General features: G+C 57.0%; 10 protein-coding genes and 1 tRNA gene. 5 read left to right on the forward strand and 6 right to left on the reverse strand.

Going from position 1 to position 11,488, the window contains the following annotated elements:
• Positions 1–99 precede the first annotated feature (99 nt).
• The 3 genes from BLU78_RS04510 to BLU78_RS04520 form a co-directional block, all read right to left on the reverse strand.
• The gene (locus BLU78_RS04510; RefSeq protein ID WP_010261181.1) at positions 100–1,302 is read right to left on the reverse strand and encodes a site-specific integrase; all 1,203 of its coding nucleotides are present in this window, start codon (positions 1,300–1,302) and stop codon (positions 100–102) included.
• A 164-nt stretch (positions 1,303–1,466) separates the two neighbouring features.
• Positions 1,467–1,539: transfer RNA gene (locus BLU78_RS04515), tRNA-Gly, on the reverse strand.
• A 177-nt stretch (positions 1,540–1,716) separates the two neighbouring features.
• A complete protein-coding gene (locus tag BLU78_RS04520) occupies positions 1,717–2,988 on the reverse strand; it encodes an aminotransferase class I/II-fold pyridoxal phosphate-dependent enzyme (protein ID WP_010261182.1) in 1,272 nt (423 codons plus the stop codon).
• A 310-nt stretch (positions 2,989–3,298) separates the two neighbouring features.
• Here BLU78_RS04520 and BLU78_RS04525 point away from each other — a divergent pair, with 310 nt between their 5' ends.
• Complete coding sequence (locus BLU78_RS04525) at positions 3,299–4,072, forward strand: radical SAM protein (protein WP_010261185.1); 774 nt, start codon at positions 3,299–3,301, stop codon at positions 4,070–4,072.
• A 5-nt stretch (positions 4,073–4,077) separates the two neighbouring features.
• Positions 4,078–4,842, forward strand: a complete 765-nt coding sequence (locus BLU78_RS04530; RefSeq protein WP_020692115.1) for a YaaA family protein — start codon at positions 4,078–4,080, stop codon at positions 4,840–4,842.
• 174 nt (positions 4,843–5,016) lie between these two features.
• On the opposite strand, the gene dxs is transcribed toward BLU78_RS04530, so the two are convergent.
• Positions 5,017–6,891 carry a 1-deoxy-D-xylulose-5-phosphate synthase gene (gene dxs, locus BLU78_RS04535; RefSeq protein WP_010261188.1) on the reverse strand — a complete coding sequence of 625 codons (1,875 nt, stop codon included), beginning with the start codon at positions 6,889–6,891 and terminating at the stop codon, positions 5,017–5,019.
• A 263-nt stretch (positions 6,892–7,154) separates the two neighbouring features.
• Here dxs and pyrH point away from each other — a divergent pair, with 263 nt between their 5' ends.
• Genes pyrH through frr form a run of 3 tightly spaced genes read left to right on the forward strand, consistent with a single transcriptional unit; the run spans position 7,155 to position 9,012 of the window.
• Complete coding sequence (gene pyrH, locus BLU78_RS04540) at positions 7,155–7,862, forward strand: UMP kinase (protein ID WP_010261189.1); 708 nt, start codon at positions 7,155–7,157, stop codon at positions 7,860–7,862.
• 4 nt (positions 7,863–7,866) lie between these two features.
• Positions 7,867–8,442, forward strand: coding sequence for a TlpA family protein disulfide reductase (locus BLU78_RS04545; RefSeq protein ID WP_010261192.1), 576 nt, complete (start codon positions 7,867–7,869; stop codon positions 8,440–8,442).
• Positions 8,443–8,454: 12 nt separating this feature from the next.
• Positions 8,455–9,012 (forward strand): ribosome recycling factor, encoded by a 558-nt coding sequence (gene frr / locus BLU78_RS04550; RefSeq protein WP_010261193.1) that lies wholly within the window; start codon positions 8,455–8,457, stop codon positions 9,010–9,012.
• Positions 9,013–9,089: 77 nt separating this feature from the next.
• Here the strand turns inward: frr and BLU78_RS04555 are convergent, their stop codons facing one another.
• Together BLU78_RS04555 and BLU78_RS04560 are read right to left on the reverse strand one after the other, a co-directional pair.
• Complete coding sequence (locus BLU78_RS04555) at positions 9,090–9,998, reverse strand: hypothetical protein (RefSeq protein ID WP_010261194.1); 909 nt, start codon at positions 9,996–9,998, stop codon at positions 9,090–9,092.
• 4 nt (positions 9,999–10,002) lie between these two features.
• A complete protein-coding gene (locus tag BLU78_RS04560) occupies positions 10,003–11,487 on the reverse strand; it encodes a RagB/SusD family nutrient uptake outer membrane protein (RefSeq protein WP_010261195.1) in 1,485 nt (494 codons plus the stop codon).
• Position 11,488 lies beyond the last annotated feature (1 nt).

The following is an 11,488-nucleotide window of genomic DNA, read 5'->3' on the forward strand; positions in this document are numbered from 1 at the left end:
ATTATGGATATGCTGACACAGTATCTCGGTTAAGAATTACTTTGCACTTATAAGGTTTGTAGAGGTCAGGAGTCAATAGGCTCCCGACCTCTTTTTGCCTTACAAGAGATGTTGCATAGCTGCGTCGATTTGGCTGTTCTCAAACGAATCAAGGTAGATTTGTGTGGTCGATAAATCAGAGTGCCCCAGCGATTCGGAAATCAAGGCTACGCTTACGCCTGACCGCTTTAAGACGGTTGCGTAAGTATGGCGGGCTACATAGGTCGTTAATGGTGTATGCAGTCCTATTTCCTCACTCAATTCGTGCAGGCGTTTATTGACGTGTTTCAACGTTTTCTTAACGCGTTCCAATATCTGCTTCTCGGTCGTGTGAATTTGGCGGTCAAGGATTGGAAACAGATAATCTTCCTCCACTTGGTCGGTGTGGTACTTGTCGATGATTTCCTGTGCCTGTTCCGTAAGACAGCAGTTCATCATCTTACCTGTCTTGCGTCTTGCATAGTAGATTCTGCCGTTCTCAATGTCACCGTATGTCAGCAGGGCAATGTCTTTGAAATTGATGCCTGCCATGAAATACAAGAACAGAAAGATGTCTTTGGCAAGTTGGGTGTAAAAGTCCCTGTCCGATAAATCCAACTCAATCAGTTTGTGGATGTCCTCTTTCGTGATGGCCCGCTTGCGGGTATTCGTCCATAAGCTACCCACTTTGAATTGCTGAAAGGGATTCGATTTTGGGACAAATACACCCTCTGAAACTGCCTTATTATAGACGGCTTTCAACACGCTGAACTTGGTGGCAAGGCTGTTGTTTACATTACCCCTTTGACGTAGGAATATTTCAAACTCACGCAGATAAGTTAAATCCAATTCATCAAAGCGCATGTTCGTACTTTTGAAATGTTGCATCAAAGCAAGCGTTACCTTGTGTTTGCTGGCGGAACCGTACTTTTCGACCTTTTCCAATCTGTCGATTATCTGTCTGAAATAATCGCCTACCGTACAATCCATACGCTTACCAATGGTCTCAAACAGCGTTTCAAAGGTTACAGGGATTTCAAGGGCTTCCAGTTTCTTAATCTTCTTCTCGTACTCTTTGATTTTGGCTGTTATCTGAAACTGAATATCGTCCCTGTCAGGGCAGTCATCCGTTATCTTTTGTGCTTCTGCATCCCAGTATTCACGGGATACTGACACACCCAAACCGACCGATTTCTTGCGGTTATCATGGAAGAAAAGCAGGCATAAAGGGCTGGTGTTGTTCTTGTAGATTACGTCCTTGCGGAGTATTACTCTGAAAATCATTGTTTTGCATCGTTAGATGCAGGAGGGAAAACACATTTTCAATGGAGAGTTTAATGGAGAGGCAATGGGGAGGCAGAGCCGTAGAAAGGCTGTTTCAGCCCTCTTTTTACCATGTGCAAACAAAAAAATCAGCAACCCCATTTCTGTAAGTTACTGATTTTCAGAGCGGAAAACGGGACTCGGACCCGCGACCTCAACCTTGGCAAGGTTGCGCTCTACCAACTGAGCTATTTCCGCAATCTATTCCCTCAATTCGAAAACCGTCGTTCCCTGCGTTTCGGGACTGCAAATATAAAATGAAAAAAATTATTCTGCAAAATTTTCCGACAAATTTTGTCACTAAAAAACATCCCCGGCTTACGAACCGGGGATGCTCCATATTACAGCAGGCAGGAACGAAGCTCCTGCCCGGAATCAACGTACCTTAAAACCCTCATCGGCGCGGACCGGAATGGGCAGCGAAGCATAATAACCGCTTTCGAGCTTCTCACGAACGGCCTTGAACGCCTCGATCGTAACTTTCACGTCCTCCAGCGTATGCACCGCCGTCGGGATGATGCGCAGGATGATCTCGCCCTTCGGAATCACGGGGTAAACCACCATCGAGCAGAAAATGCCGTGGTTCTCACGCAGGTCTACCACCAAATTCGTGGCCTCGGGGATGCCGCCTTTCAGGAAGACGGGGGTCACCGGCGAATTGGTCACGCCGATCTCGAAACCGTTCTCTTTCAGGCTGCTCTGGAGCGCGCGGACGTTCTCCCAGAGTTTCTGCTGGAATTCGGGGTGGTTGCGGATCAGCTCCAGACGCTTCAGCGCACCGATCACCATCGGCATCGGAAGTGACTTGGCGTAGAGCTGCGAACGCATGTTATAACGCAGCAGGTTGATCAGCCAGCGGGGACCGCTCACAAAGGCACCGATACCGGCCATCGACTTGGCGAACGTATTGAAGAGCACGTCCACACCGTCGGCAACACCGAAATGCGCCGCCGTACCGCGTCCCCCCGGACCCATCGTACCGAAACCGTGGGCGTCGTCCACCAGCAGGCGGAACTGGAAATCCTTCTTCAACGCGACGATCTCGTCCAGCTTGCCCAAATCGCCCTTCATGCCGAATACGCCCTCGGTGATCACCAGCACACCGCCGTTCTGCTCCTCAGCGAGGTCCGTGGCATGCTGCAGCTGCAGACGCAGCGAATCCATGTCGTTGTGACCGAACACGAAGCGCTTGCCCTTGTGCAGACGCAGGCCGTCGATGATGCAGGCGTGTGCCTCGGCATCGTAGACGACCACGTCGCGCGGGGTCAGCAGGCAGTCGATGATCGAGATCATGCCCTGGTAACCGAAGTTGAGCAGGAAAGCATCCTCCTTGCCGACGAACTCGGCGAGCTCACGCTCCAGCCGCTCGTGGTAAACGGTCTGTCCGCTCATCATGCGGGCGCCCATCGGGGCGGCCATGCCGAACTGGGCAGCGCCCTCGGCATCCGCCTTGCGCACCTCAGGATGGTTTGCCAGTCCGAGGTAGTTGTTCAGGCTCCAGTTGAGCATCTTCTTGCCCCGGAAAACCATGTGGGGACCGATGTCGCCTTCGAGTTTGGGAAAGGCGTAATAACCATGGGCGTACTCCATGTACTGACCGATCGGTCCGCCCGCATTCTTCTCGAGGCGTGAAAAAATATCAACCATTTTATCTTGTAATTATTAAGTTTATGTACGATTTTTCCGTTTCGGACGCACAAAAGTATAAATAAAACAGAATTAGCAGTCAAAAATAGCCGTTTTTTATTCCGTACGGATACGCATTTATACCTATTTTAAGATTTTAAACGCCGGTCGACGGCATTCACGCCCGATGGCAGGGGTGTGATTGCCCGGCAATTCCGCCGTCCGGCCAAAAAAATTTCGGTTCGGCACTCGCCTTGCACGATCTCTGGCTGCGCCTCGGCAAAATGCAAGTAAACTTGCTTTTGCGCTCGGCTTGCGCTATCTTTGCCCCATGACATCGCTATTCCATGACATCATCTTCGGTCCGGTGCACTCGCGGCGGCTGGGCCTTTCGCTGGGGGTCAACCTGCTGCCCACGGCATCGAAACTCTGCTCGTTCGACTGCATCTACTGCGAGTGCGGCTGGAACGCCGAGCACCCCGGAGCGCGCCGTTTCAACGCCCGCGAGGAGGTCCGCACCCAGCTCGAAGCCACCCTGCGGCAGATGGTGGCCGACGGCACTCCGCCCGACGTCATCACCTTCGCCGGCAACGGCGAACCGACCATGCACCCCGAATTCGAGGCCGTCATCGGCGACACGCTGGCCCTGCGCGACGCGCTGTGCCCCGCAGCCAAGGTCTCGGTGCTCTCCAACGCCACGCAAATCCACCGCGACAGCGTCCGCCGGGCCCTGCTGCGCGTGGACAACAACATTCTCAAACTCGACTCGGCGTTCGACGAAACGGTGCGGCGGATGAACAACCCGCAAAACCCGGCCTACACCGTCCGGGGTATCGTCGAGGAGATGAAACGTTTCGAGGGAAAGATGATCCTGCAGACGATGTTCCTGCGGGGGATGTGCGACGGAAAACCCATCGACAACACCACCGAAGAGGAGGTTGCGGCGTGGCTGAAGCTGGTCGGTGAAATCCGCCCCCGGCAGGTGATGGTCTACTCGCTCGACCGCGACACTCCCTGCCAAACGCTCGAAAAAGTCTCCAAAGAGGATTTGCAGGCCATCGCCGCACGCGTCGATGCCCTCGGCATTCCCTGCACCGCAGCCTGACCGCCATGCAGATACTCCTCTCCTGCGCCAAGACGATGGCGGAGCGGAGCTCCGTCCCGACGCCCCGCACCACGGTTCCGGCCCATCTTGCCGAGGCACGGCAGTTGGCCGCCGAACTGGCCACGCTCCCGACCGACGAGCTGGCCCGGCTCCTGCGCGTCAACCGCCGCATCGCCGCCGAGAACCACCTGCGTTACCGCCGCTTCCACGACAGCGACACCCCGGCGCTCCCGGCCCTCGCGGCCTACACGGGCATCGTCTTCAAACGCATCGCCCCGGCGAGCTTCTCCGCCGCCGATTTCGAATACGCCCAGCAACACCTCAACATCACTTCGTTCCTCTACGGGCTGCTTCGTCCGCTGGACGCCATCCGCCCCTACCGGCTCGAAGGCGACGCCCTACTGCCGGGCCACGACGAGCAAACGGTCTTCGCCTATTGGCACGAACGGCTGACCGACGCCCTGCTGGACAAAATCCGGCACGACGACGGCATTCTGCTCAACCTGGCCAGCGGGGAGATGAAACGGCTGTTCGACTGGAAACGCGTGTGCCGCGAGGCGCGGGTCATCACCCCGGAATTCCGCATCCGCGAGGGCGACCGGCTGAAAACCATCGTCATCTACACGAAAATGTGCCGCGGCGAGATGACGCGGCATATCCTGAAAAACCGGATCACCGATCCTGCGGCACTTCAAACTTTCGAATGGGAAGGCTTCCGGTTCGATTCCTCTCTCAGCCGCGGCGACGACTGGACGTTTACCTTGCAATGAATCACCCCTGGGAGCGCAGAACTGAATGGAGAGCGGGACGACGCGCTATCGCCATTAAAACAGGCGTTACGCCTGCGCCATTAAAACCGGTTTTTCAACCGGCGGGAGCGCGTAACTGAATGGAAAGCGAAACGCCCCTCCATAGCCCCTAAAACCCGCTTCTTAAGCGGGGTCTTACGCCTGCGTGAGGGCGCGGAAAATCGCCTCCTCGTCATAACCGCAGAGGGTGTAGAGCTGTGCGGGAGTGCCGTGCTCGACCCAGGCATCGCCGATGCCCAGGCTCGTGACGTGCGCCCCGTAACCGCGGGCGTTGAAATAGGCCGCGACGGCTTCGCCGACACCTCCGCGCAGACAGCCGTCCTCGACGGTAATGACACGACGGAACTTGCGCCCCACTTCGTCCAGTAACGCCTCGTCGAGCGGCTTCACCCAGCGCAGGTCATAATGGGCGGCCCCGATCCCCTGCACCGCAGCGCGTTCCGCGGCCCGGGCGGCCGCATTGCCGACGGTCCCGACGGTCACCAGCGCCACGTCGCGGCCGTCGCGCAGCCGGCGTCCCCGGCCCACGGGCAGCGCCTCGAACGGCACGCCCCGCCACGGCAGCCCCTCGCCGCAGCCGCGGGGATAGCGGATCATAAAGGGAGCACCCGCCTGCAAGGCGGTGTACATCATGTTGCGAAGTTCGGGCTCATTCATCGGTGCACCGACGGTCAGCCCCGGCACGGCGCCGAAAGCGGCCATGTCGAAGACCCCGTGGTGCGTCACGCCGTCCTCGCCCACCAATCCGCCGCGGTCGAGACACATCACCACCGGAAGTCCCTGTATCGCAACGTCGTGAATCACATTGTCGTAAGCCCGCTGCATAAACGTCGAATAGATGTTGCAGAAAGGCACCATCCCCGCCGCGGCGAGTCCCGCCGAGAAGGTCACGGCATGCCCTTCGGCAATACCGACGTCGAAACAGCGTTCCGGCATCTCGCGCAGCAGTATATTCATCGAACAGCCCGTAGGCATGGCGGGCGTTACGCCCACGACACGGGCGTCCCTGCGGGCCAGCTCCAACAGCGTTTCACCGAAAACATCCTGATAACGCGCCGCATCGGCCGGAGCGGAAATCCGCTCGCCGGTATCGGGATTGAAGCACCCCGGAGCATGCCAGACCGACTGGTTGTGCTCGGCCGGAAGATATCCTTTGCCCTTTACGGTCATAACGTGCAGCAGCTTGGGTCCTTCGATGTCGCGCAGCGCCCGGAGCGTCCGCACCAATTCTTTAAGGTTGTGGCCGTCCACGGGTCCGAAGTAGCGGAAATTGAGGCTTTCGAAGAGGTTGCTCTTGTTCAGCAAGCCCTGTTTCACGGCGTTGCCCGCCTTCTGGCAGAGCCTCAGCAACCACGGCGTATGCGACAGAACGCCCCACAGCCGTTGTTTGAAGCGGTTGTAATGGACCGAAGTGGAGATTTTCAACAGGTAGTTTTTCAACGCCCCGGTGGCCTGGTCGATGGCCATGTTGTTGTCGTTGAGAATCACCAGCAGGTTCGTGCGCTTCGATGCCCCGGCATTGTTGAGCCCCTCGAAAGCCAGTCCGCCGGTCATCGACCCGTCGCCGATGACGGCCACCACCTGCCGCTTTTCGCTCCGCAGTTCAGCCGCCTTGGCCATGCCGAAAGCCGCGGAGATCGACACCGAGGCGTGACCTCCCCCGAAAGCGTCGTATTCGCTCTCGGACATGCGCGGAAAACCGCTGATGCCGTCCAGCCGCCGCTTGGTCCGGAACGCCTCGCGGCGCCCGGTGATGATCTTGTGGGCATAGGTCTGGTGGCCGACATCCCAGACGATTTTGTCCTCCGGGGTCTCGAAAACGTAATGCAGTGCCGCGGCCAGCTCCACAGCCCCGAGACTCGAAGCCAGGTGACCCGGGTTGACCGAACATTCGTCGATGATGTAGCGTCGCAGTTCGTCGCAGTAGAGACGCAACTCCTCCGCCGAGAGTTTTTTCAACTCCCGCGGCGACGCGATCGTATCGAGCAATTTATATTCTTCCGACGACATAAGGATTGCAAAGATAGAAAAAAGAACGGACGGCTCCAAAACCGGATTATGTTCGGTCCCCGGCTAACCGACCGACTCCTAAAAGGGGCGTTACGCCCCCAAAGATAGAAAAAAGAACGGAGGGCGCCAAAACCGGATTACGTTCGGTCCGGCAAAACGCCCCGACCGACAAAAGTGTCGTAACGACACCAAAGATAGTCAATAATATGTGAATTTTTCGAAAAAATCCCTATCTTCGCGTTACGAATAAAAAGCAACAAACCATGAAATACAAGCGGATACTCCTGAAATTGAGCGGCGAGTCGCTTCAGGGAACGCAAAAATACGGGCTCTCCCCCGAGGTGCTGCAATCCTATGCCGGGCAGATCAAAGCAGCGGCAGCGACGGGTGTCCAGATCGGTATCGTCATCGGCGGAGGCAACATTTTCCGCGGCCTCACGGGCGCCAAAAAAGGCTTCGACCGCGTGAAGGGCGACCAGATGGGCATGCTCGCCACGATCATCAATTCGCTGGCGCTTCAGTCGGCGCTCGAGGACAACGGGGTCAAATGCAAGGTACTCACTTCGATCCGCATGGAGCCGATCGGCGAATACTTCTCCAAAGCCCGTGCCATCGAGTACCTCGAGGCGGGTTATGTGGTGATCGTCGGAGGCGGCACCTCGAATCCCTATTTCACGACCGACTCGGCGTCGGCGCTGCGCGGCATCGAGATCGAGGCCGACGTACTGCTGAAAGGCACCCGCGTGGACGGCGTCTACACGGCCGATCCGGAGAAGGACCCCGCAGCCGTGAAATTCAACGAAATCTCGTTCGAAGAGGTGCTCGACCGCCGGCTGAAGGTCATGGACCTCACGGCTTTCACGCTCTGCCGGGAGAACGGATTGCAGATCATCGTCTTCGACATGGACACCGAAGGCAATTTGGGCAAGGTACTTGCCGGAGAGCAGATCGGAACGCTCGTAAAACCGTAAGATTATGGCCAAAAAGAAAAGCAATAAATCGCTGTGGCTGATGCTGGCGCTGATCGTCGTCATCATTGCCGTCATCCTGCTGCTCCCCTCGTGCGGCAACCGCAACGCCAAGAAGGGCGCCGAAGCGGAGACCGAATCGACCACGCTCGTCAGGGCCGGGGAGACGGCCCCCGATTTCACGGTCGAACTGACCGACGGCAGCCAGCTGTCGCTTAACGAGCTGCGCGGAAAGGTCGTGCTGCTCAACTTCTGGGCCACGTGGTGCCCGCCCTGCCGCCAGGAGTTGACCCGCGTGCAGAAAGAGATCATCGACCGCTTCGCCGGCAAAGAGTTCGTCTTCCTGCCCGTCTCGCGCGGCGAGAAGCGCGAAACGGTGGAGGCCTTCCGCGAGAAGACCGGCTACACCTTCCCGATGGGCCTCGACTCGGCACGGACCGTCTACGACCGCTACGCCTCGAACTACATCCCGCGCAACTTCCTCATCGACAAAACGGGCAAAGTGATCCTCGCCACGGTAGGTTACGACGAAGAGGAGTTCGACGCCCTGATCCGCACCATTGAAAAGACACTCGAAAATTAAACCCCAAACGCCATGGATACACAAACGATTCTCAACGATGCCACGGGCCGCATGCAAAAGGCCATCGACCACCTCGAAGAGGAGTTGCTGAACGTACGCGCCGGCAAGGCGTCGCCCAACGCCCTGAACGGCGTGATGGTCGACTATTTCGGCTCGCAGGTTCCCGTCTCGGGCACCGCCAGCGTCACCGTACCCGACGCCAAAACCATCCTGATCCAGCCGTGGGACAAGAACATGCTGCGCCCGATCGAGAAAGCGATCATCGACTCGAACATCGGCCTGACGCCCTCAAACAACGGCGAGCAGATCCGCCTGACGATCCCGCCCCTCACCGAGGAGCGCCGCAAGGAGTTGGTGAAGCAGGTGCGTTCGGATGCCGAAACGGCCCGCATCAGCCTGCGCAACGCCCGCCGCGACGCCGTCGAAGCATTCAAAAAAGCCCAGAAGGAGGGCATGCCCGAGGACGAGTCGAAAGACGGCGAGACGCAGATACAGAAACTCCTCGAGAAATTCACCAAATCCCTCGAAGAGGTTCTCTCCAAAAAGGAGAAAGAGATCATGACGGTCTGACCGTTCGCTCCGACAACTGAAAAACCGGACCTGCCGTAGGGCGGGTCCGGTTTTTCGTTAAGGTTAACATGTCCGGTCTATTCGGCAGCCCGTACGATGTACGAGAACTTGTACGAACTGCGCCAGAAATTATTGTAGAAATTGCTGCCCGGCGTGTCGCCCGACGCATTGGGCAGGGCGAAATCGAAAAACAGATTGCCCGAGGCATCCCGGCTGAAAGTCATCGTCGACGTGATGTTGTTCTTCGAGATCTTCATCTCGTCGGTCGAGAGGTCCAACACCCAGTCGGATTCGCCGGCAGGAATCAAATGCCGCAGACGCGGGTCCATATCCAGCGGAGCATCCTCGGTGTACTCGCCCGGATAAACGCCCTTGAACGACCCGTACAGCCCGTCGGCCCCAGCGGCATTGACGATCTTGCCCGTGAACTTTCCGTCAACCATCTCCTCGTTCATCGTAATAGTGATAACGTTGTCCAGCTCCGGCGAGGCAAATGTCCCGAACTCGGAACCGCCCATCGAAGTGTCCCACTTCCCGGTACCGTTACCGCTGATATTCTGATCCACGTAGATCTTGATGTCGCTGACAGCCCACGTACCGACATAGAACGGATCGTAGGGTTTGAGATAAACCGTCCACAATACCTGCTTCCCGGTCTGGGAACGCACGATGATACGCGCCTTACGGTCGGGATTCCGGAAATCAAGCGTACCGCCGTCGGCGACATCCGCCGTGGCATAGGCCGAAAGGGCCAGCGCCTCGACACCGACCGCTTCCCACGGATAATCGGCCTGCTCGAAAATATAGAGAGTCACGGTTCCCTGATTGTCGTCCACCCGTTCGATGGCGGCTTTGCCCAGTTGTCCCGTCAATTTGATGTCGAGAATCGAGCACTCGTTGCTCGGCTCCTTCTCGTCGATATCCTTCGTGCAGGAAACAACAGCCAGGCACGAAAGCAACAAAACGATATATTTCAGATTTTTCATAACGCTACAAATTGGGATTCAGATCTATTTCACGCTGCGGAATCGGATAGTAAGCGGCTTCGGCCTCGCTCAGTCCGGCAGCCTTGATGTCGGTGGTCGTAACCGAGGCCGTGCGACGGAGATCGTAGAGCCGGTTGCCCTCGAATGCCAGTTCAAGCGCCCGTTCCTTGATTACCGCTTCACGGAATTTATCCACCGTCATTCCGGACGGAAGCGGCGTCACACCGGCTCTTTCGCGAATGCGGTTCACATAAGCCAGCCCCTCTTCGGGTCCCGCTGCCTCGGCATACACCAGCGCAATGTCCGAGAAACGGATCAGGTAAGGACGGGCGCTGGTACGCTCGCCGATAAAATCGGGGTCGACATACTTGCTCGAAAAGTAACCCTTGACCTGGTTAGGCACGATCGGATTGCCCGAAACGTCGTAGATATCACGGTGAATCAACTCGGTGCGGCGCTTGTCCGTAGTGCTGAACTGCGTCTCGACAAATTCGTCGTTGCAGAGGAAAACGCCCCAGCCGTTGCCGTTGGCCCGCTGCAGGTCCCCGTTGCCGTAACGGATGTAGAAAGGCACGGAGTTGTTCGACGGCAGGAAAAGCAGGGGCAGTTTGGAGTAGTTGCCCTCCTGCGTACCGCTGCGGTCGATCGGCATAATGAAGATATGCTCAGGGCCCGTAGGTTTGTTCACGTCGTAGATGTCGCGCAGGTTATCGTCGAAATCATAGGAATTTTTATAATCACGAACGACCTTCCCGGCCCAATAGGCAGCACTGTCGTACATGATCTGCGGCTCGCGGCGCATCTCCGTATAGCGGTAGACGTTATGTTCCTTCGAAGAGGCAACAGTCAGGTAGGCCTTGGCCATTAGCGCCTGCGCAGCTACCTTGTCCGCCCGTCCGAAGACCTTGTTAACCTCGAGCAGTTCGTCCGCCCGGGCCAGGTCGCCGAAGATCAGGTCGTAAAGCTGGTCGAGGCCCGTTGCCATCGGAGGCGTCGTCTGCGACAGTTCCGCCACCATCTGCGTTTGCACGGGGACGACACCGAACGTGCGCACCAGGTTGAAATAGTTCCATGCACGCAGGAAATAAGCTTCACCGAGGATGCGGCGGCGCGCCGTTTCACTCAGCGCCGAACTGTTGTAGATATGGTCGATCACCGTATTGGCGCGGTTGATAGCGATGTAGCAGTATTTAAAATAATATTTCAACTGCTCGGTCTCCCGGCCTGCGATCCAGTTCTCGAGTTGGTAGACATCCCCGGCCTCATCGCTTTTGGGCGACATGGTTTCGGTCGGAATGTCGCCGATGTAGAAGATGCCGCGTGAATATTCGAGAAACGTCAGGGCATTGTAGGCATAGAGCAGCCCCGATTCAGCATCGGTCTCGTTCTTGTAAAAATTATCGTCGGAATAAAATCCGTACGGCTCCTCTTGCAGGTCGCACGCCGTGAGCAGCCCGCAAAGCGAAATGATATAAAGCAAGTTTTTCATA

Source organism: Alistipes timonensis JC136, assembly GCF_900107675.1.
GTDB lineage: Bacteria > Bacteroidota > Bacteroidia > Bacteroidales > Rikenellaceae > Alistipes > Alistipes timonensis.

Bases quoted from the DNA above. Each gene is read 5' to 3' on its own strand.
- dxs (WP_010261188.1), bottom strand. From the start codon at position 6,891: ATGTCGTCGGAAGAATATAAATTGCTCGATACGATCGCGTCGCCGCGG.
- BLU78_RS04560 (WP_010261195.1), bottom strand. From the start codon at position 11,487: ATGAAAAACTTGCTTTATATCATTTCGCTTTGCGGGCTGCTCACGGCG.
- frr (WP_010261193.1), top strand. From the start codon at position 8,455: ATGGATACACAAACGATTCTCAACGATGCCACGGGCCGCATGCAAAAG.
- BLU78_RS04510 (WP_010261181.1), bottom strand. From the start codon at position 1,302: ATGATTTTCAGAGTAATACTCCGCAAGGACGTAATCTACAAGAACAAC.
- BLU78_RS04525 (WP_010261185.1), top strand. From the start codon at position 3,299: ATGACATCGCTATTCCATGACATCATCTTCGGTCCGGTGCACTCGCGG.
- pyrH (WP_010261189.1), top strand. From the start codon at position 7,155: ATGAAATACAAGCGGATACTCCTGAAATTGAGCGGCGAGTCGCTTCAG.
- BLU78_RS04545 (WP_010261192.1), top strand. From the start codon at position 7,867: ATGGCCAAAAAGAAAAGCAATAAATCGCTGTGGCTGATGCTGGCGCTG.
- BLU78_RS04530 (WP_020692115.1), top strand. From the start codon at position 4,078: ATGCAGATACTCCTCTCCTGCGCCAAGACGATGGCGGAGCGGAGCTCC.
- BLU78_RS04520 (WP_010261182.1), bottom strand. From the start codon at position 2,988: ATGGTTGATATTTTTTCACGCCTCGAGAAGAATGCGGGCGGACCGATC.
- BLU78_RS04555 (WP_010261194.1), bottom strand. From the start codon at position 9,998: ATGAAAAATCTGAAATATATCGTTTTGTTGCTTTCGTGCCTGGCTGTT.